Source organism: Plantactinospora sp. GCM10030261, assembly GCF_042666615.1.
Classification (GTDB): Bacteria; Actinomycetota; Actinomycetes; order Mycobacteriales; family Micromonosporaceae; genus KBS50.
This window is the reverse complement of record NZ_JBHTDD010000018.1, coordinates 49,252-72,974: the sequence shown is the minus strand read 5'-3', so window position 1 is coordinate 72,974 and position 23,723 is coordinate 49,252. Positions and strand designations below refer to the sequence as shown.

Here is a 23,723-nt window from a genome sequence, read left to right as displayed (position 1 = left end):
AGGGCGCCGGCCAGGACGTGCTCCGCCGCTCCCGGCTCGAGTTCGGCTCTCCCGGCTATCCCACTCCGAACGACGCGGCGCGGGCCGGTTGCTTCGGCCGGTCCGGTCGGGACAGCACCTGGCTGGGCAAGCGAGCCCTGTTGGGCGCGGACTGGCGGGCGGTGAAGCCCTTGGACACGACCGGTCCGGCGCATCCGCGTGACGAGTACGTCCCGCCGGACCCGGCGTCGCGGGTCCGCCCGGAGACGGAGTCCTTCCGGCGGGTGGATGACCGGGACGTGCAGTCGATGCGGGCGGAGTCCGGGCCCGGGGCGCCGGAGGCATCGGTCGGGCGGGCGGAGTCCGGGGCGCCGGAGCCAGCGGCTGCGGGAGTCGAGCCTGGGAGCGCGCTGCCGGCGGACGGACCGGCCAACCAGCCGGCGACGACGCCGCTCGGGCAGCTCGACCTTGTCCCGCACGGCCCGTCCGGCGTGCCGACCCATCGGGTCGAGTTCGTGGCCGACCAGTTCGTCGGCGGTGTTCGGGCCGCGATCGACGAGCTGGTCGCGCGCGGTTACCAGCCGGCCGAGCTGGTGCACAACTGGGCCTCGGGGGACCTGGGCGGCACGGTGACCACCTGGCGCGACCCAGGCACCGGCGATTCGTTCCAGGTCAGGATGGACACGCCGGAGAGCCGGGCCGCGTACGACGCCGTGAACGAATGGCTGACCGCGCGCCGGGCCGGTGCCGACCCGTCCCGACTCGATGCGCTGGCGGTCCGGCAGCACCTGGCCCGGAACGCGGTCGAGGCGCCGGACGGCATCGATGCGGTCCAACTGCCCACGCGCGGCGGCGGACACCAGCCCGGGGCACCGCAGCCGGCCCCGGACGGGGACCGGCCGCGGATTGATGGCGGGGACGCCGCGGGGGGTTGGCGTCCCGAACCGGGACGGGCCGACCTGCCGGTTCAATGGGACGAGGCCACCGAGTCGCCGGCGGTCACCGGTGCGGAGGCGATCCAGGCGGTCCGGGACTTCGTCGCGGAGACCCGGTCCGGGTTCGACTTCACCGGCGACCCGGTGATGCACCAGGACGCCCAGGCACTGCGGCCCGAGGCCGGCGTCGTCAAGGTCGCGCTGCGCGGCCTGCGCTCGGGCGAAATCATGGTCGGCCGGCACCGGATGAGTGCCGAGGACTTCGCCAACGGGCTCGTCGAGTTGGTGGGATCCGGTCGGATCGGCCTCGGGGACAACACCATCCGTCTTGTCTCCTGCCATTCGGGTGCCGGGGACAACCCGGTGGCCGCCACTGTGGCCCGGGTCCTTGGCCGCGAGGTCACGGGGGCGACCGACCGGGTGTGGACCTACCCGGATGGCCGGGAGGTCGTGGCGTCGCCGGACCAGCACGACGGGCGGCGGCCGACGAATCCACCGGATGGCGCCTGGCGCACGTTCGGCCCGGACGGCCAAGCGGTGACCAACCCGGAAGGCGTCGGCACGCCGGATGGGGTGACCACCAACACCGCGCCAGCGAACTCCGCGCATGGCACCCGGTCCGGTCCGGCCCTGCATCGCGGCGCCGACGGGCAGTTGCGTGCCGACGGCGACCCGTGGGACATGTACCGCGGCGAGGACGGCCGGGCGCACCGGTTCGGCGACCGTCCGGCCACCTACCGCGACCCGGACACCGGAGTCCTGCATCACGAGCGGGACGCGTCGGGCACGTACCGGACCGAGCGCGGCTTCCACCTGCACGACGCGGCGACCCGGACCCGCCTGGTCGACCCACTCGCGGACCGTTCGCAGCCGGTGCTCCGGCGAGCTGTCGAGGGCACCGCCGAACCGGCCGTCGTGTCCGACCAGGCGCGCGAGGCGTCGGACCGGGCGGACGCCGCGCGGCAGGCCCGGGACACGCACCGGGCTGACACCCTCCGCCGGCTCACCGAGGTGGGACTGCCGGACGCCGACCGGCTGAGCGTCGCCCAGCTCCGTACCGCCCTGGACGCGAGGCTGGACGCGGTCGGCGACGACCCCGCGGCGCGGGCCGAGGCCGAGCAGCTACGGGCTGCGGTGGACCAGCTCGCTCGGCACTCCACCGCGGTACGCACCGCGGCCGAGAGACTGGGGGTGTCAGCGGCCCGGGGGGTGCTCGCCGACCGGTACGGCATCACCGGTGACGACGTGCTGGCGGGGGGCCCCGACGCGGGCCGCCGGCAGCGCGGCGAGTTCGCGGTGGCCGGCTTCGACCGTGCCGGGCATCGGCTCGTGCTGCTCGAACCGACACCGGTCGCCGGCAGCCGGCACGTGCTGGCGGACGGCCGCGTCACCGAGCGGGGCACCCCGGAGTACGTGCGCGACGTCCTGGAAACCAGCCTCCGGCTGCGCGAGCACCTGCGCCGTCACCCCGAACTGCTCGACGAGCTGCATCGGGCGCTCGCGCGGGGGGACCTCACCGTCGAGTACCACCGGGTCGAGGTAGACCGCGAACGCGGGGAACAGGCGTCTGTTATCACCCGTCCGCTCGATCTCACCGGGCTTGACCTGTCCGGACTGTCCGACCGGTTGCCGCCGCCGTCGGGGGCCCCCGATCCGGCAGCCGCCCACCGGTTGGCCGACTCGACGAGGCGGATCGCCGAGGCGTTCGACGGGACGGCGGGCCGGGACGGTGTCGCCGAGGTCCGGGTGGTGGACGACCGAACGGTCGAGGTGCGGCCGGGTCGTGGCCGGACGTTCCGGCTGGAGATGGCGACCGTGCCGGGCGACGGTCCGCCGTTCGCGGTGACCCGTGAGTCGGCCGGTGCCTATCGGGTGGAGTTCTCCGCCGTACGGCTCGATTCGCTCGACGCGACGGCCATGGATCGGCTGGTGACACGCGCGGTGGGGCACACCGCGGCAGAGGTGGCGGCCACGGGTGGTCGCCTCGGTCGCTTCGTCGGCATGCGTGGCGGCCGGCTGGGCACGGAGGACGCGTTGGTGTACGACCCGGTGCCCGGCTCCCGGCTCCGGCTCAGCCACGCCGACCTTGTCCGGCTCGGCGAGTTCGACGCCCTGGCCCGTCTGTACGACAGGGCGTCCGAAGGTCAGCGGGAGGCATTCGACACGGAGCTGCGGGCGTTCGTGGAACGGCACGGGTTGCGGGACGGGCAACCGGGTGCCGACGCGCGGGTCAGGGCCGCGATGACCAGGTTGTCCGAACCGGCCCGTGCGCTGCTCGACGAGCACCGCGTGTGGTGGCGCGATGCCGACCCGGTTTTGGCCGGCACCCGCCGGATGCTGACCCACCATCCGCGCCTCGTCCCGGGGGCCACCGTCTCACCCGTACGGGTGCCGGACCGTACGGTGTACTGGGTCGAACCCGACGGGTGGCGCGGCGAGACCAGGCGCGGTTTCACCTTCGAGGTGCGGTCCGGTGAGGTGCCCGACGGCCGGGTCGCCGAGTTCCGGGTGGGTGGCCTGGCGGCGCCGCACCGCGTCCTGGTGGTGGATCGCGCGTCGTTCGGGCTCACCCGAAACGCCGATCCGGCCGCCATGATCGCGTTCCGGGTTCAGCTCCGGCGGGTCATCGACGAGATGATCGGTGTCCAGGGGGACCGGCTCGGCGAGGTGCCGCTGCGCCTGCGGGACCGGTTGGTGGCGAACGCGGGCACCATTTCCAGTGGGCTGACCTCGATGGGCCTCGCGATCGCCATCGGCCAACCGGACCTCGCCCTCAGGCGGGGTGCCGCCGCCGCGTTCGACCTGGCGAGCCAGACCTGGGTGGGCCGGCGCATCCAGATGCACAAGGTTCGACTCCAGCACGAGCGGATGGTCGCCCGGGCGCTGGACCGGTCCGACATCGAGGGCGGCGCGCTGGCCCGCCAGTTGCGGGAGGACTTCCTCGCCGCACAGCGGCTCGCGGGCGAGGCGCTGGGCGACCCCGGCCGGGTCGACCCGCCCGCGGTGCCGAGCGATGGTCCCGCCCTTCGGGTCGCGGCCGAGCCACGCGTGCCGGACGAGGTGGCCGGTCCGTTGCGGAGCCGTATCCGGCAGGAGATCGAGTCGATCCACCGGAACCTCGCCGACGACCCGATCGTGATCGGTCCCGAGGGCGGGGAACAGAACCGGGTCACCGGGTTTGCCCCGAACTACACGCCCGACCCGATGACGGGACGACCGGTCAGGACCGGGACCTTCACGCTGCGGATGTCGACCGGTCGGCCGACGATCGTGCGGGTCGAGATCGGCGCGCACACGAAACCGTTCGGGTTCGACGTCCGGATGGACCGCGACGGCATCATCCTGCGGGCGCGCCCCGAGTTGGCGGACAAGTCGGCAGATGATCTCCACAAGGACCTGCGAGGCGCGTTGGAGGCCGCCGCCGAACTGCGGCACGAGCTGCACCGGAACCGGCCCCGCCTGACCGACATCTTGCTTCGGTCGGCCCGGGTCGAAACCCTCCAGGCGCCGGCGACGTTCGGCTCGGCCCAGATCTTCAAGCCCGGCTACGGCTATGTGCTCGGGCCCACCAGCGTCGTCAAGTCCTCGACCCAGGCCATCGTGGAACACCTGATGGGGACCGAGGACGCAGCATTGAAGGAGGCGCGGGGCCGGCACGACTTCGAGCGGTCGGGCCGGCAGTTCAAGCGGAACCGTCGAAAGATCGGTGGGCAGCTCGGAGATCTCGCGGAGGCCGGTAGCGGCGTCGCCCGTGACCTGGTGAATCGCCTTGACGGTCGGATGCCGGACGCGTCCCCGACGTCGGAGGCGGGGAGCGGCGGCACCAAGGCCAACCACGACGCGGTCACCGCCGCGGCGGGGGAGGCCGTGAACCGCCTGAACGAACGACACGTCGGGGTCCTTCGGGAGGAGCGGAGGTCGTACGACTCATCCAGCCGGTTGGTCGACTCGGTCTACCGGACGCGGAACCTCCCGGCTCTTCGGGACGTGCGGATCCGGATGAGATTCCAGCCGTTGGAGAGTGGCGAGCCGGTCATCACCCGCGGCCGGCTGGTCCCGGGCCGGTTCGACGTGATCGTGAACACCGACGCGGATCCCGCCCGGGTGGGCGAGGTGCTGGAGCGGATGGGCGACGGCATCCTGCACGAACGCGAGTACCGGTTGCCGCTCCGGCGACGGCTGATCGAGGACTGGTTGCCCGCCGGCGCGGTGGCCGGGGTGGGCACCGCGCTCGGCCTGGCGACCGGAGCGCCGGGTTTCGCCGTGGCCGCTGCGGTGGGCGCGGCCGGTCACCTGGTGAACCGGGCCGCGAACCGGCTCTTCGCCATCGTGGTCAACGATGTGGAGCTGAACGACCGGCTGGACAGCGTCAAGGCGCAGAACGGCACCCCGCAGGAGATCCGTGGACGCGTCGAGGAACTACGCGGTTCTGTGCGGGACCTGGAGGCCCGGGTCCGCGAGACGGAGGAGCGCCTCGCTGCGGATGCCCGGACCGCCGATCAGATCGACCAGGTGCGCCAGCGGTACGGCGATCTGCCGGCCGCCGACGATCAGCTGTTGGTCGCGGTCGGTGATCGGGTGCTGTCGGTCGACGACCTGCCCGGGCGAGGCAACGTCGAACGGCTGCGTGAGGCGGGCGTCACCACGGTCGTGGCGCCGGACGGGACGGTGACGGAGCGGACTGTTCCGGACACCTACCGGGTGCGGTACGAGGGCGCTGCCGGCCGCCCTGACGTCCTGACATTCGAGGTCCGGCCGGGCGCGCCGGGGGACGGGCCGGTGGCATCCCCGCGCCGGGTCGACTCGGACGTCTCGCACGTCGTCCAGGTGAATCCGAACCGGTCGTCGGACGAGATCACGACGGCGATCCGGGACTGGCTGGCCGAGGAGATCCGTCGGTCGCAGCGCGAGAGCAGTGGCGTGCTCGGGCTCCGAGCACATCTCACGAAGGTGGCGCGGGATCTGGGCTCGGCGTTGACCAGTGCCGGTACCGCCATGGCCGATAACCCGGGGGACGCGGCCCGGAGGTTGCCGAGGGAGGCACGGTCGTTCGGCAACACCGCCGCCAGCGGCAGCGCCCGGGAGATCAGCGACATCCGGTTCGACGGCCGGCAGGACGTGTACAAGCAGAGCCGGGCGGAGTTGATCAGGCGTCATCTCATCACCACCTCCGAGGAGCACCTGGCCGCGTTCCGCACCGAGACGAACGGGCTGCTCACCCGGATCCAGTGGGCGCATGACCGGTTGCAGTACCTCGGACAGATCGCCGACACGCTCCCGGTCGCCGACCGTCCCGAGCCGTTGCGCAACCTGGCCCGGGCCAACGAGCCGGTCGTCTGGGACCACCCGAGCGACGGATCGAGGCCGTCGCGTCCGCAGGAGCCGGCGGAGTCCACCCCGGCGCCCGCCGGACCGCGCCCGGCCGGCGACCGCGCGGCGGCCCGCCAGGAGATCGAGGCGTATCGCCAGGACGCCGCCCGCGAAGCCGAGCGGGCGGCGCAGGCCAGAGCCGCGGAGCAGAGCCTCGTACCCGAGATCGACAGCCTTCGCGCGCAGCTCCAGACGGCGGCCGGGAAGGAAGCAGATCATCGCGAGCGCCGGGACGACGCGTGGGCCGAGGCCAGCCGGCTTACCTCGACCGCGGCACGGCACGACGAGCTGGCGCAACAGGCCACCGACGCGTACCACAACGGTCCGCAGGAGCAGCGAGGGTCGGCCCGGGAGCGGGCCGCAGGGCACGCCGCCACCGCCGCTACGGCGCGGCGCGAAGCCGGCGACTTCGCGACGTCCGCGGTTACGCACGAGGACCACCGCCGGGCCGCCCAGGCAGACCGACAGCGGCTCGCCGATCGGCTGGCCGAGGCCGAGGCGCTGCGCGAGCGGCACGTCGCGACGGCCCGCGCCGCCGAGCAGGCTGCCGCCCGGCACGAGGAGGCGGCCCGGATCCGCGCGGCGGGGTACGTCGCGGACGCGTTCCGGGAACAGCTCCGGTCGTTGGGCGACGATGGCGTCCGGGACTCGGTGATCCGCGAGCTGCGACCGGTCCGTGACGTCGAGGATGCCGACGGTCACCTCGTCGGAAGCGTGATCGAGGCGCGCCGGTGGGACGGTAGACCGCTACTGGTGACGGTGACCGCCGCCCCGAACGAGATGCCGAGCGGGTCGCGGCTCACGATGGACGCCGGTCGCCGGGAGCCGGCCCTGACCATCGAGTTGTCGACCCGAGCCGTCGACAGCGGGGACCTGATCGGCGCCGTCATCCGGCAGATCTGGGAAGCCGACGGACAGTTGCGTCGCGAGTCGTGGTGGCGCTCGCGTCGCCCGGCACCGACAGTTGATCTGCTCACGTCGACCGCCCCGGCGCCGGGCCCCCGGGCACGGCTGTCTGACGTCGACCGCGGCCACATAGGCCACCTGCAGGAACGGGTCGCCCGTCTCGCCTCCACCCGGGAGCCCGCGGAACGGCTGGCGTTGGCCCGGGACATCGGCGGGCATCTCGACCGGTTGGGCCTCACCGGGCCGGACGCCGCGGCACGGTGGCGACTTGTCGACGCCACGGTCCACGCCGACCGATTGGCGCCGGACCAGCGCCGGCTGTACCTCGGTCTGCGCGAACCCGGCTGGGACCATGCCGCCGTCCTGTTGTCGCCGGACGCGGGCACGGAGGCGCCGGTCCTCCGGGCGGGCGACGGGCTGCCCGCCCGCGGCGGGCCGTGGGATCCCGTCGCGAACCGGGACCAGGCGCTCGCGGCGGCCCGGGCGTTGGCGGCCGACCAGCCGCGACTGTCCGACACCCCGTACCGGCTGAACTTCCGGCCCGGCGACGAGCTGTTGATCGCGGAGATCGATGGCGATGGACCGGCGGTCGCCTTCCGATTCGCATCCGCGGAGGTGCCGCGGGAGGCGGCCGCGACGGCCCGGCACACCACGGACCGGACCGCCGACGGGCTTCCGATCATCGAGATCACGTTGGCGGCCACGGTCCCGGTGCCGGACCGAGCGATCGTGGCCTGGCGCATGGTTGGTCGTCTCGTCGACGAGAGCATGCGAGGCATGGTCGGCGAAGGCGGGGTGGGCCTCGGAGACCGGCTCCTGCGCAGGCGACCGGTCACCGGCCAGGAGGCGACCGGCCTGACCGAGTTGCTTGTCGAGCTGCGGCTCCGGGAGACGGCGGGGGAGGCGGGCCAGCGGGCCAGTGACCGACGCATCGGGCAACTTCTGGACTCGTTCGGCACGTCGCGGGTGGAGCGCTTCGCGAACCGACTGGCGCAGGCCGGGCATCCGACCGCCGTCGACCTCGTCCGCGCCCTCGCCCAACCGGACGCGTCGTGGCGGGCCGAGGAGGTCGGACAGCGGGAGGACGCCGCGTGGGCCGCCATGGACGGCGCGCTGTCCGAGCTGATCCGCGCCGGCCTCATCGACTCCGGGGAACTGCTACGCGACGACGGCGGCCCGGCGATGGTGCTGCGGACCAACGCGGGTGAGGCCGTCACGCTGCCGCTCGCGGAGCAGTTGGCGGCACTCGCGGAGAGCCTGGCGGTCGGCGAGCACCTGCGGATCCGCTCGGTGACGGAGCTGACCATGTATGTCGTCGCGGTGCTGGGAGACCGGATCGGCGGGCCGCTGAGCGACGATCCGGCTCTCGCGGCGGCGCGCGTGCTCGCCCGGGGGCACGAAGCGGCACCGGACACGGAGCGGGACGAGTGGCGACACGCCCTCGTGGACCTGGTGCCTACGCTCACCTCGGAGCAGCTCGCCACGCTCCGGAACGAGCCATTGCCACGCCGGGCCGGTGACGCGCTGCACACCTCGCTCGCCGAGACGGTGCTGGCGGAGACGTTCGCGCAGCTGGTCGACCCGAGTCCCACCGGCCTCGCCGCCCGGGCCGCCCCGGGCGAGGCGGGTTCCCTTCGCCTGACCGGCTACGACGGGCGGGTCCGGGAGATGCCGGCCGAGCACGTCGCGAGGCTCCAGGAGTGGCTGCGTACCCGCCTCGACGACGGCGCCGACCTGCACCGGATCCGGGCCGAGGCAGCGGCGGTGATCGGTGCCGACGCCGATCTCTACAGTGGCATCAGCCGGTCCCGTACCGAGGGTGCCCTGGCCGCGCTGGGCCGGGTGTGGGACGAACTACGCGCGCCCACCGAGATGAACGGCGGGGCCGAGGCGCGGGCCGCCGTCGAGGCACTCGCCGACGAGGTGCTCGCTGCCAATCCGGCCCGCGACTGGGACCGTGCCACCCTGCCGCCGGGCGCACGTGACCTCGTCGAACAGGTGCTGGCGGGGCGAACGGCCGGCCGCCCCGCCGACGATTCCCTCGCCATGCTGCGGACCAGCCGGCAGCAGGAGCAGGTGGAACGGATCTCCGTGCTCGCCTCGGTCCTGGACGACGCCGGCCCGGTGCCCACCGACCTGGTCGACACGGTCGTCACCCTGGTCGACACCCTGACCAACGCCGGGGCGGCACTGGACGACCTCGTCGCGGTGCGGCGGGAGGCGGCGGCGGACGCCGAACGGGTCACCGTGGAGCAACTGGCGTTGGCGGACCGGGAACGCACCGCCACGGACCGAAGTGGGAACGAGCGCGCCGAGCAGGCCGACACCGCCGCCAGGCAGGCCCGACGCGAGGCGCAATGGCACGATGGTGCCGCGAGCCGCTACGCGACGGCCGCGGAGTCGGCACGAGCGGCCCGGGACGCTTTCGCCGCCGTACGGGAGGTTCTGGACCAGCCTGCCGACGATGTTGCCCGGCAGCGCGCCGACCTGCGACAGTTGGTTCGGGATGCCACATCCGTGTTCGAGCGCTACCACGACGCGGCTGACCGGGCGCAGCCGCTGCGGTCGGCGCTGGACGCCGGGGTGCCCACCGGGCGGCTCCCCCACCTCAAGGCGCTCACCAGCACCATCAACGACATGCTCCAGACCAACGGGGTCGACACGTCCCTCCACCCCGACGAGGTCGAACGCATCCTCCAGTCGATGTGGCGCTGGGTGGCCGGCGAGGACGGCGTGGTGTTCCCGGTCGGTCTGGGCCGGGCCGAGGTGGACGTCCGCTTCCACCATCGCGACCTCGTGGAGGTCGGCCGGCCACCGACCAGGTCGGCTGAGCTGATCCTCGGACAGCTGCCGCAGTTCCCCCAGGGCAGCCGGGTGCTCGGAGCCGCCATGAATCGCAGTCTCGGCCCGGGCGCCACGTTCCCGGCCGCCGACGCCATGGCGTCGGCGATCCCCGAGGGTGCGTCCGGCACGTTGGGCCTGCTCCGGGAGGTTGTCCGGCATGCCACCGTGAACGTCGGCGGTGAGGTGCGGCGGCAGTGGTCGGTTCAGGGGTCGGGCAGCGACTTCGTGCTGACCGGCGCGGTGGCGGACAACCGCGGCGAATCCACCCTGTACGACGTCGACGGTGTCTGGGCCGTCCGGGTGCGGGCCGGCACGCACGACGCGACCTGGAGCGCTCCGGTGCACGTGGACCGGGGCATCGAGGGGGACCACAGCGGACTGCGGCTGTGGGTCCCCCACCCGTACACCGAGCCCGCGCCGGCCGACATGGTCCAGATCGAGGGGGGACAGCCGCGGGACACGCGGTTCCCAGAGCACGTCGTCACCGGATTGACCGGGCTGGAGCGGCTCAACGACACGGTGCTGGACCTGCTGCCCGCCGAATACGGCCGGTTGGGTGGCATAGCCAGGCAGCAGGTTCGCATCATGGTGCTCGAGGAACTGCCGGCCCGACTGCGGGATGCGGTCACCGATCCGTCCGGATTTCAGCGGACCATCACCGCCGACGGGCAGCGGGTGGCCCAGGTCACGATCAGGACGCGGGTGGTGCGTGAGTCGGCCGAACTGGTCGGCACCCCGAGTGACCGCTACCACCAGGAGCGGTTGCGGGTCGCCTTCTCCGGCGCCTCCGGTTCGGTGACGACGGGTGACTCGCGGAGCGCGGCGATCACCGGTGGGGTGCACAGCGCCGAGGGCGAACTACCGTTCGGTGCGGCCGCGGTGCGCGGCACGTTCTCGCCCGGATCGAGTCGCCGGGACGGGATCGGCATCGGCGACACCGCCATTCATCCGAGTGTCCAGCGATACTCGGGACACACCCAGGCGTACCGGATCCGTCTGGTGCACGAGGTCACCGTCGACACGTTCGGTCGCCATCGCCCGGACACGCAGGTGCGCTCCGTCGAGGGCAGCGGTGTGTTCCGGATGCCGGAGCCGGACGCGTACCGGTACGGGCTGCCGGTGGACGCGGCGGCCGTGCTGCGGAACCCGGACGGGACCATCCTGCGACACCCGGACGGCGGCGTCGTGCTGCGCGACGACCCGGAGCCGGGGCCACCACCGGGTCGGGCGGGTCGGCTGCCCGACTGGTTGGGGCCGGACGGGATCGCCGGTGCCGGCCCGGCGCTGATCCAGCGAGTGACCGGCATGGACATCGTCCGGCAGCGGGTGGAGTCGGCCTTGCGGGAGGACGGCCTGCTGCCCCGGTTGGACGAGAAGGGGAATCCGGTTCTCGCCCGGAACCCCATGGAACGAGCCAGCCAACTGTCCAACCTCCGCGCCATGGCCGAACTGTCGGACGTGCGGCTGGAGGGCGGCTACGACCAGGCGACACCGGGCGGGCGGCGGCAGGGCCTCGTGCTGAACCTGGTCCGTCACCAGGTCAATCACGTGCCGGAACATGTCACGCTGCTCATCCGGGTGCGGCAGCACTGGGACGCGGCGCGGTTGGTCGGGCACACCACGGCCGAAACGGTGGTCAACCTCGACATCGGCTCGGCCACGGCGGCGCGAGCCGGCGGTCGGACGTCGACCCGGTCGGCGCGCGGCGAGGGGGCCGCCGATCTCGCGGCCCTGAGTGGAGTGGTCGTGCCGGCCGGCGGCGGCCTCGGCGCCGGTCGGGCGGTGACCCACAGCGCGGGTTGGCGGATCGGCGACACGGTCAACCAGGTCACGCTGGTGGAGGGCGGGCGGACCGCGATCTTCGAGATCCCGCACACCATCGAGGTCGCCCGGTTGGCCCCCGACGGTGACAAGCCACTGGTGGAGCCGGTCGGCGGCGAGGCGCGGGTGCTGCTGCCGGCCGACCTGCTGCCCAGGGAAGGCAGCCCGCCGGTCGGTTCTCCGGTGGTGGCCGACGCACCACCGACCTCGACTCGCGCCCTCCGCTGGGCGACCATCCTGCACCTCGACGCCTCCGGCATGTGGGACGAGATCGGCCGGGTGCTTCCCAACGGGTTCCAACCGGGCTCGGCGGGCTTTGTCCACCTCACGTCGTTCGCCAGCGTGCGCAGCCTGATCGCCAACCCGGAATGGTTGTTCGTCGACCGCCGTACCGACCTCGCGGTCGACCCCCGGGGTGCGTCGCCGCTGCGGTCCAGCCTGACGATCCGTGGGCGGGCCGGGGCATCCGAGTTCCTCGGCGACACGAACCTGGTCACCGGCGACATCAACTTCACCATGGGCGCGCACTCCGTCACCTTCGGCAGCCAGACGGCCGCTGATGTCGGTGCGTCGGTCCGGGGTGACCTGGACGTCGGCAACGACGGCGACTCCGGCGACGCCGCCTCCGGACTGTCCGGTTCGCGCACCGGCTCGCACGGCGAGTCGCGGACCTCGACCCGCATCTACGGCCGGGAGCGGCTGCGGATCCACACGAGCGGCACGGAGAAGCAGTACGTCTACCGCATGCCTGTCGATTTCCGGCTCACCGGCACGGAACACCACCTCCTGCTGCGCGGTGGTTCCCGAACGGCGCAGGGCGAGGTTCCCGGACGCACCGTCGTCTACGCGATCCCCGAGCGGGTGGCCCTGGAGTTGTATGCCGCGGGCGAGCATCCGGTGCCGCTCGACATGGTCGCCGACGCGTTGCACCGGTACGCCGGCGGGCACCTGACGCTGGATCGGGCGGTCAGTGTCGGGGTGTTGGAGCGGTACCGCGCGGACCTTGGGGAGGTGACCTCCGCCCGGAACCGTGCGCCCGACCTTCCCGACGGGCTGGCGCGCGAACTCGCCGGGCGACTGGCCGAGCAGTTCCCGGACGCCAGGATTCCGGAGACGACGACCGATCCGGGGCAACGCATCGGGGAACTGATGCGGCAGGGCCGCGAGTTGCCAGCGGTGGCACCCGAGGCGAGCGCCAGGCGTCTCGTCGAGGACCTGGAGCAGGCGCTCGGCCACAGCCCGGTCGAACCGGATGTCGAGCTGGTCGACCGCGACGGCCGGAGCGTCGAGCTGTTCGACGCGGTCCTGACGCGTTTTGACGAGGTCGCGCCCGGGGCGGTGCGGCGGCTGCCGGGTCTGTGGCAGAGCGTGTACGGCAACCTCGCCGGCAAGCGGTGGATGGGCCACCTCGACAGCATGCTGGCCCGGACCGGCTTCGAGATGTCGTTCCCGATCCCGACCGGCCGGCTCTGGACGGAAAGCGTCACCGTGCGGCTGACCGCGACGCTCGGCGCGGCCACGCCGATCGGCAGCCGGCCCGATGTGCTACCGATCCTGCAGAACTACGCGTACGCCCAGCACGACAGCTCCCAGTCCATCGGCTCGGCGTTCGGTCTCGGTGGTGCGGGACAGGGCACGGCACTCGACACGCCCGAGGCGGGCGTCAACATCGGCCGCGGATACACCAGCACCGGTTCGGTGGGCGCACAGCGCACCATGGTGCAGGGTGTCATGATCACTGATGGTGTCGAGCGGATGCGCCGGCCTCTGCAGATCACGATCGAGGTGTCGCGGTCGCGGCCACACCTGGTCCGCGAGCTTCCGCTGCGGGTGGCCGACCTCGTCGTCCACCGGGGGGCGCCGGCGACTTCTATCGGGGTCGTCAGCGGTTCGCTCGTCCAGCTCGCGACCGCGGAGCAGGTGACGGACGGCACCCGGAATCTCGCCGAGCGGACTCCGGACCCGCGTCAGGTGTCCATGCCGGCCATGCCGGTGGTGGAGTCGGTAGACATCGGCCGGCTGTACGAGACGATCCGCGAGCGGCTGGCCAGCAAGGACATGCTGGGCCGGGCGGGGTTGGCCGCCCGCGACAGCGAATTGCGCAAGCAGCTCTCCGCTCTGGCACACGCCGCCGCGCTGGAGCGGATCGCGGGCCCGGGTGGCCACCCCACGGTGACGTTGGTTCACCCGGACCACCAGGATCGGCTGATCCAGGTCTGGATCCGGGGCGTCCAATCCGATCTGCGAGTGACCTCCTCCGTGGAGCAGGAAATGCAGCTCAGGGAGGTCGCCAGGTCGCAGCGCGTCGCCGGGGAGAGTGACAACCGGGTCCGACCAGCTCCGCTCAGCCGCACCATCGGCGAGGACCACTCCGAACTCGGCGGCCTCAGCGAGAGGCTGACCGGTGGCGCCGCCGCGGCCGAGCAGACGTCGATCCTCAGCGGGGATCGGGACGAGACAAGCAATTTCGAGTTGGGTGGCGCGCTCACGGTCACCAACCGCGTCGACTACCACCTGACCTACGTCACCAAGACGGTCGAGGCCGGTGGCGGGGAGCGGATCAACAGCGTGACGCACGAACCCAGCGCGGTCACCGGCCGGGCGAGTGTCACCATGTTTCGCCACGAGTTGGACGCGATCCGCAGGGACGCCGAGTGGGGCGTGGACGGCACGCCGAGCTGGCGGTTCGGCCCGCGTACCACGGGCACGCCTCGGATCTCGTTGTCCGCCGAGGCGGTGACGACCCCGGACGCCGCGGATCCGATCACGTCGGCCCTGCTGCTCGCCCGGGATCGTGGTGTCGAGGTGCTGCTCGACCTCACCGAGGACGGCACCGTCCGCCGGTACCTGGCCACCCCCGACGGCCAGCTACACGCGGCCTTCCCCGACGACGGTTACGCCCGAGCGCGGGCGACGCTCGAACCCGTCCTGGTCGATCGGGCCAACCGGCACGGCCTTGATCTTCGCGAGCTGTTCCGGCAGCACCTGCGCGAGCAGGCCGGTAACCGGACCTTCAGCGACGCGGTGCGCGCGGCCCTGCCTGAGCCGGTGTCCGGGGGACGACCACCCGACCCCGCCGGCACGTCGGAGCCGGTTCCCGACGCGGGCGGAGCGATACCGCGGAGCGACAGCTTCGACGGCCGACGTCTCCGAGTGGCGCTCGATCGCTTCGACCGGTTGTTCCCGGGGGACAACGACCAGGTCGTCGATCCGGCTACCCGCCCGGGAGCGGACCCGGCGCGGATGGACGACATCGTCCGGGCGAGATACCAGGAGAATCTCCGGAGCGCGCGGGCCGGGTTCCACGAGGCCGTCGAGAACAGCCAGCTCGTTCAGCGACTGAGCCAGCGGCTGGACACGTTCCAGTGGCGGGAGCGGCAGGCGGTGGCCGCCGCCGCCCGGGAACGGGCCAGGGCCGCGACTCTCCTGCGGGAGGCGGCGCAGCTTCGGGCCGAGGCCGAAGAGGCGCGGAGGAAGGCACCCCACCGGGGAATCCGGGGCCTGCTGCTGCGCAACCGAGCCGTTCAGCTCGACAACCTCGCGGACCGGCGGACGGAGGAGGCCAGCCAGGCGCAGGTGCGGGAGCTGCAGCATCGCCGGGAGGCGGTGGAGCCCGGCGAGCAGGCCGCGAAGCACCGTAGGGCACTGGAGTCCGCCCGCCGCCGACCGGTCGGCGGAGACCCGGTCGATCGGGTGGTGCGGACCGCGTGGCGGCTCGCCAACCTCGGCTCCAGCGACGGCTACCCGGTGGTCGACGCGGACCGTCCGGGACCGACCCGCTCGATGCTCACCGGCGACGACTCACCGAAGCCGGTGTGGCGGACCCGGCCGTACGACCGGGTGGGTGGCCTGCGGCGGGTGCTGCGGGTCGACCAGAGCCGGTTGGAGGAACTGCTCGGCGACGGTCGGGGCGGGTTCCCGCGTACCCCCGACCCGGCCGGCAGGTGGGTGCGGTTCATCAACGCGTTCGGCATCCAGGCCGATCCGACCCGCACCGTGAACTGCGTGGACGCGTTGCTGTCGTTCTTCGACACGTACGTGCACGGACGGCCCACGGTGGCCGCCCCGCGTACCCTCGACGGCCACCAGAACGGCGACCCGAACCTGCCGTTCGCCGGGGAGACCGGGGGCGCGCGCCGGGTCGAGGAGGTGACCGGCGGCCGGTGGCAGTCGTTGGTCGGGGACATCTCGGCCACGCCGGAGGCGGATCGGGCCGCCCAGGTCCAGGCCGCCTTCCTCCGGCTGCACCAGCATGTCCTCGACGGTGGGCACGGGGCCTTCGCGGCGATCGGGTCGAACTGGAGTGACGGTGGGCGGCACGTGTGGGCCGCGGTCAACCACCACGGCACTGTCCACTTCGTCGACCCGCAGCACGGCACGACGGTACGGGCCGTGCTCGACGGCGGCTCCCTCCGCTACCTGCGGCCCGACACGGGGGAGGAGGTGGCGGATCCGGTCGCGCATCCGCTGCGCCACGCCGACTCCACGGTCGGCATGGACGTGCTCGTGCTGGATGGCAAGGCACGGTCCATGCCGATGCCGGGCCTGCTGCCGGGGGAGCGGGCCAGCCTCCGCGAGCCGACCGGGCTCGGCTCCGCCGACACGTTCCGCCGGGACGCCGGGCCTGACGCCCAGGACCCGGCGCGCGGGCGGCTGTTCGACCGGATCCGGGACCGGGTCCTCGGTCTGTTCCACCGGGAGAACCCCGACCCGGAGGGGCTGCCCGGGACCACCCGGGAAGACGCGGCTGTCGGCGAAGCCCGCGAGCGGGCAAGCTACCAGCGGACGCTGCGGGCGGCGCAGCGGCACCTCGCGCAGACGATCGACGACAGCGCCGGGGTACGGCAGCTCCAGCAGGCGGTGGCCCAGCACACGGCCCGGGAGCGGCTGGCCCAGTCGGAGGCGGCCGGGGCGCGGGCGGAGGCCGCCGAGAAGCGACGGGCCGAGGCGCGCCACCGGGAGAACGCCAAGCGGGAGCGCGACCAGGCGGACCGGCTGCTTCCCTGGCGCGAGGCGATGTATCGCCATGCCGGTCAGGTCGACGCGTTCGCCGATGGTCTCGCCAGGCAGGCGCGGGAGGCCGACGAACGGGCTCTTGCGCATGACCAACTGGCGCGGGCGGCCGGTGAGAACGCCGCGACGGCCGGCGTGGAACTGGCGGCGACCAGGGCCGCGCCGGTGACCCGTACGCCGGACGACCCGATCATCCAGGGTGCCTGGCGATACGCGAACGTCGACGCCGAGGCCGGCCACCGGATGGTCGACGAGCGGAATCCGGGCCCGGTCATCTCCCGGTTGACGGGCACGGATGCCCCCCCGCCGGTGTGGCGCGGTCGGCCGTACGACCAGGTCGGCGGCTACCGCCGGGTGCTGTACGCGGACCAGTTCCGGCTGGAGCGGCTGCTGGCCGACGGCCAGGGCGGCTTCCACCGCGCGCCGGACCCCGCTGGGGACTGGCTGTACTTTGTCAACGCGTACGGTGTCGACGCCGACCCCACCCGCACCGTGAACTCCATCGACACGGTCGCCGCCCTGTACGACACCTACGTGCACGGCCGGCCGACCGTCGCCGCGCCCCGCACCTACGACGGCTACCTGCGGGGCGACCCGAGCCAGCCGGCGTTCGGCGACAGCGACGGCCCGGCGCGGATCGAGGCGCTCACCGGAGGCCGTTACCAGGCGCTCATGGGTGACCCGTTCGACGCCCGGGCGACGAGCGCCCTCGCCCGGCTTCACCAGCAACTGCTGGACGGTGGACACGGCTCGTTCAGCTCCATCATGACCACGTGGCGGGACGGTGGCTCGCACGCGTGGGCCGCCGTCAACCACAACGGAGCCGTGTACGTCGTCGACGCGCAACACGCCACGGTCGTACGGGCGTTCGTGGGAGCCGACGGCACCCTGGGCTACGTCGACGAGCGCACCGGCCGTCCGGTCTCCGGCCCGATGGCCCGCCACGACGAGATCGTCGCGATGGACGCCCTGACGGTGGACGGGCGGGGGCGCCCGATGCCGTTCGCCGACGCGCGCCCCGGCAACTGGAACGCGCTACCGCTCACCCCCGACTATCTCGCGCGCCAGGCGGCCGATGTGCAGGCGGCCGTCCGTGCCGAGCTGGCCCATGACGAGACCCGGGCGTACCGCCAGCAGGCGGCAGACCAGGCCGACGCGGCCGCCCGGGCCCGGGCGGCGGAAGGGGCGCTCGCGGCCCAGGCGGAGAGCCTGCGCCGGCAGGCCGGTGCTTCGACGGAGTTGGAAGCCACGCACCGTGCACAGCGCGATGCCGCGGTTGCCGCGGCGAACGAACGGGACGAGACGGCGGGGCGGCACGACTTCGCCGCCCGGGAGGCTCTCGGCGCGTACCACCACGGTCCCCCGGAGCAACGGGAACTGGCCCGGCAGTGGTCGGAGTGGCACACCGGGGAGGCCTACCGCCTCCATGAGCAGGCCGAGCAACTGCGGGCTGAGGCGACCGGCCTCGAGCGACAGCGCCGCGCCGCGCAAACGGCCGCGGTGCAGTTCACCGACGCGGCGACCAGGGCGGAGGCCGAGCGGGTACGCCAGGCCGAGGCGGCCCAGGCGGCCGAGCAGGCGGCGGAGCGGGATCGGCAGGCGGCCCACGAGGCCGAAGCCCGCCAGATGGAGCACGCGAAACAGGCGGCCGCCGAGCATCACCGGGTGGCGGCCGAGCACCGTCAGCGGGTGTCCGACCAGCGGCCGGAGGTGCTGCGCCGGCGCACCGACCATCCTGACCGGGCGCCCGCCGATTCCCGGCTGGAGTCGCTGCGGCGGATCTCCTCGGCTGCCCAGATCACCGGGGACAGGTATGCGGCGGTGCACGAGGCACTCGCTTCGGCGGCTCGACACGACGAGGAGTCCGCGACCCGGACGCGGCTGGCCGTTGCCTGGCGGCAGGACGCGGACAACCTCGACCGGGTGGTCGCCGAGTCGGAGCGCCTGCGGACGAACGCCGAGAACCGGGCAGCCGTACTGGAGACCCGGGCGGAGACCTACCGGCGGGCCGCTGACTCGCTGACCGAGCTTTCGCGGGAGGAGCCGCACGCGGCCGAACTCTACGGAAACCGCGCGGCGGAGGACCGGCAACGCTTCGAGGCGCTTCGGAACGAGGCGCAGGGACACCGGGACGAGGCGGCGCGGCAGGCCGAGACGGCGGCCGAGGCGAGGGCTCGTGCGGTACACGGTCGGCAGCAGGCGGACGTGGCGGAACGGGAGGCGGCGGCCGAACGCGTTAAGGCGGTGGAGCGGCGCGAGGCCGCCGCGCGCTGGCAGGCTGAGGCCAGCCGGTGGCAGCGGGAGATGTGGCGGCGGCAGACCGACGCGCCGGTCGTCGACGTGCGGCCGGTGGTCCGGGGCACGACGTGGTCGGACGCGGAACCCGCACAGCCGACGGCCGGGCCGGACGCCGTGGTCGGGTGGCCGGACCTGCCGGAGGACCCGGCGGACACGCAGGGCCGCCCGGGCCGGCGGGTCGGATACGGGGAGCCGCGGCTGCCCGACGGACGGCCGGTGCCACTCTTCGACGGACCGCCGATCCGGGACCAGGTCAAACAGGGCGCGTTGGGCGACTGTGGCGTGGTGGCGGCCATCGGCGCCCTCGCCGGGCTCCGGCCGGATCTCATCGAGCAAATGGTCCGGCAGTTGCCGGACGGTCGCTACGAGGTAACGCTGCACGAGACGAGTGGGCTGACGCCGACCGGGCGGCCACTCCGGATCGTGGTGGTGCCAGAGTTCCCGGTAAACCTCGACCGGCCGGACCGGGCGCTGTTCATGGACCAGACCAGGAACGGAACCGCTTGGGCCGCCGCTTTGGAGAAGGCGCTCGCCGGGCTGGACCAGGTCTGGTCGGCGGAGCGGGCGAACGCCGAGCAGAACGGTGGCAGGGACGCCGGTTACGCCCGCCTCGATACCGGAGCTTTTGCGTTTGCCCAGGCCGAGGTGCTCGCCCAGCTCACCGGCGAACAGGCCGCGGTACGAGCATTCGACAAGACGCCCGGTCAGGAAGCGCAGGTCGAGGCGGAACTCGCCGCACTCCTCGCGCTCGGGAAACCGGTGCTGGTAAGCGTTCTGCCCCCGACTCCCGGCGTCCGGCTGCCCAATGACCTCATCGCCTCCCACGTCTACGAGGTCACCGAAGTGGCCGAGGGTCGGGTTCGGCTGCACAATCCGTGGGGGCATCGCCATCCGACCGCGATGACCCTTCGGGAACTGCTGTCGGTCGTCTACGACGACTACGCCACGCTTGAGACATCGACCTCCGCGAGGGGATCCGACCCGGGGCCGGCGTCGACGACGTCCACCGAACACGGCACCGGCGGCGGGCCGCGGCACGCCCCCGACATCGCCGGTCGGGGTGTGGGGAACCCGGAGGCGGACGCTCCATCGTCCGCCCCGCCGGGCGAACCGTTCGACGCCACCGATCCGACCAGCGCGGCGGATGTCGATTCCCCGCCGGGGCTGCGGGACGACATCGAATCGGAGCTTGGCGGACGGACACCCGAGCCGCTCGGCGCGCCGCGGCAGACCGTCGGGCAGCTTCTCGACGATCTTCGCGCGGCGGTCGACACCCGCATCGGGGACCTTTCACCGGCGGATCCCCGGTTCGCGGAACTCGCCGCCATCCGTACGCAGGCGGACCGCCTGGGAGAGCTGACCAGTCCCGCCCGGACGGATCTCGACATCGCGCCGCTGCGGACGGCGTTGCGCGACGTGAGCCGGCTGATCGACGGGTACGGCGATGGCCTACCGGATCCGCTCGACCCGGCCCGGCTCGCGACCCGAGCGCTGAGCGTCGAACCGGTCGGGCACCGTCTCGACGTGTTGGACCAGGCCGTCATCGGCGTGCTGGTGGAGGACGCCTTCGATTCCCGCTTCGCCACCCACGTCGTCGACCATCTCGCCCGCGCCGTGCCGATGAATCCGGATCTCGCCCACGCCGCGCTGGGCGAACGTGGTCGCCGGATCGCCGAAGACATGCTTACCGAGCCGGCGACCGGGGTGTACCGGTACGCCGGCTACAGCGAACGGGTGGATGCGCTGTTCATCAGGCCCGGCATCCCGTTCATCGACGCCGCGTCGAGCGTGGTCCACGAGAGCGCGCACGCGCTGGGCCCGAGCCGAGGCGAGCAACGACGGGAGATCCTTCGCACGGTAAACGACCGGTGGGAGCGGGACGTCGCTCTCGCCCGGCTCACCGTGGACCGGGAACGAGCGGCGTACGCGCGGCAACGTGAGTTCCTGCTGAGCCTGGCCCGTAACGCCGACGGTGGCGAACCGGACCCCGACGTCGCGTCACGGCTGGCGCCGCGGTACGCGTGGCTGCTCGGGTCGGAACGGGACATCGACGCCAGCATCGCGGCGCGGTACCTCGAACCCGAACCGAACGGTGCCGAGTTGATCAGCGCCGTCTTCGGGCCGGGTGAGGTCACGGCGGAACAGTTGTACTGGCACCGGCTAAGCGAGCAGGTCGCCGAGATCGCGGCACGGCGCGGCACCACCACGGCGGAGGAACTGCGTCAGTTCGTCCTGCAGCGGGTGATGGCGCGGGTCTTCACCGCGCACCCGGACGACTGGATGATCAAGGGTGGCCAGACGCTGCTGGCCCGCTGGCCCGACGCCCGATCCACAAGCGACATCGACTTCGTCGGCTATTCCAACGGTTCCCGGGTCGAGATGGTGACCAGGTACACCGAGGCGCTGCGGATGGACCTCGGCGACCACCTGACCTTCGAGCTGACCTACGAGGGCGAACTGCAGCACGGCAGGGGCGCCCGACTGAAGCACCTGGCCTTCATTGACGGCCGCGAGGTCGCTGAGGTCAGCGTCGACCTCGCGCCGCCCCGGGACCGGCCGATGTGGGCCGAGCCGGAGCTTGTCGACTTCCCGGAGCACATCTTCAGCACCGGCGCCGCCGGGGAGAGCCCGCGACTCCGGCTGATCTCGCTCACCGACACGCTGGCACACAAGATCTCCGGGATGTACACGCAGGGAGTCAAGACGGATCAGACCAAGTGCGCCGACTGTCTGCCCCGGACCCTGGGCACCTGGTCCTGCCAGACGGGTGACCTGCCGTACCGGGTCCAGGACCTGGTCGACACGCTGATGATCGTGATGAACCGGTCGTGGGACGCCGGTCAGGTGCAGGCCATGCTGCGGGAGGAGTTCACCTGGCGGATCGAGCAGGGCGAACCGCTGCGCGTACCGAGCAAGTTCTACGTGCCGAACCCCACCTGGCGGGAGGGGTTCGAGAACTACGCGAACGGCACGCCCGGCCTGCCGGTACGTACGATCGACGAGGCGGTCCCGGTCGCCCGGGCCTTCCTCGACCCGTTGCTGGACCGGACCCGGACGGCGACCGGGGTGTGGGATCCGACGGCCGGCCAGTGGGTGCGGCAGGAGCCGCAGGCAACCATCGGTGTGGTCGCCGACCGGCCGCGGCTGCGCGCTCTCGTGGTCGCTCACGCCAGCGGCCGGGCGGCCGGGCTCGGTGGCCTTCCGGTGGCCAGTGGTGAGATCACCAAGGCGCTCGCCGGCCTGGACAACGCCCAGGTCACGCTGCTCACCATCGGCGACACCGAGCCGCACGGAAACGCGAACATCCTTTCCGTACCGGCCGTCGACGGGGTGACACCCCGGGTGCAGTTGCTGAACCTGGCGCGGGAGGGCGATCCGGCGTCGATCCCCGGACTGCCGCGGCCGAACAGCGACGCGTTCGACGTGGTGATCGGCCACTCCCGCTTCTCCAGCTACGCGGCCATGGAGATCCGCAACCGGTGGTACCCGTCGGCCGCGCTGGTCGACGTGCTGCACATGCCGATCATGCGGTACGCCGAGATCCAGGGCTGGCCGGAGCGCGGTATCCAGTACGCCCAGCGGGAAGCGATCGTGATCCGCAACTCCGACCTTGTCGTCGGCGTGGGTCCGCTGCTCACCGACGTGGCCCGGACGATGGCCGACGACTCCGTCCGGCCGCCGAGCTTCCACGAGCTGATACCCGGCCTGGACCTGCTCGGCCCGGTGGCTGATCCGCCCCGTGGCGACGGCTTCAACCTCCTGTTCACCGGTCGCGTGGATGACGCGATCAAGGGATACGCCGATCTTCTCGGCACGGTCGCTGACCTGCGTGATCAGGACTTCCCGGTGCGGCTGCGGGTCCGGGGCATCGCGGCCGACGAACTGATGTCGCAGCAACGGCGGGCCGACGAGATCGTCGGCGGACCTGGCGTCGTGGACCTGCGTTCCTACACGACCGATCGGTCCGAACTGTTGGAGGACCTGCGGTGGGCACACGCCGCGGTGATGCCGTCGCGGATCGAGGGCTACGGCCTGGTCGGCGCCGAGGCCGCCGCGCATGGAGTGCCGGTGCTGGTCAATGGGGAGAGTGGGTTCGGGGAGTTCCTCCGTGACGACACCAGGATCCCCGTGCACGTGGGTGCTTCCAGCGTCGTACCCGACCATGGTTTGGCCGAGGAGCAGGCGGCCCGGATCGCGGTGTGGCGCGAGGCGGTCATGGAACTTGAGCGTCACTACGAGCAGCGCCGGGCCCATGCCGCCGAACTCAAGGGAATCCTGGAGCGGTACACCTGGCGGCATGCGGCCACCGCCCTGGCCGACGCCGTGCTGGAGGCGACTCCGGGGGCCGACCGGAACACCCGGCAGGGTCCGGACGGAGTCCTCGTCGTCGGCAGAACCTCGGCATCGCCCGGAGCGCCCGTCCGACCCGAGGGGTTCTCGGCGCGGGACGTGGCGGATGCTCTTCGGCGCCCCGGACCCGGGGAACCGGCCGACCGCCCCGGAGACGGAGCCCGGGCGAACCCCCGGCAACGGCCGGGGGAGGGGACCTCGGCATGA

General features: G+C 72.9%; 1 protein-coding gene (running past one end of the window). It reads left to right on the top strand.

The features are described from left to right. On the top strand, window positions 1–23,723 hold the 3' portion of the coding sequence (locus ACFQUZ_RS20915) for a toxin glutamine deamidase domain-containing protein (protein WP_377444813.1). 4,753 nt of this gene lie to the left of the window's left edge; 23,723 of the gene's 28,476 nt are visible here — the last part of the coding sequence; its start codon lies beyond the left edge, outside the window; it ends in the stop codon at window positions 23,721–23,723.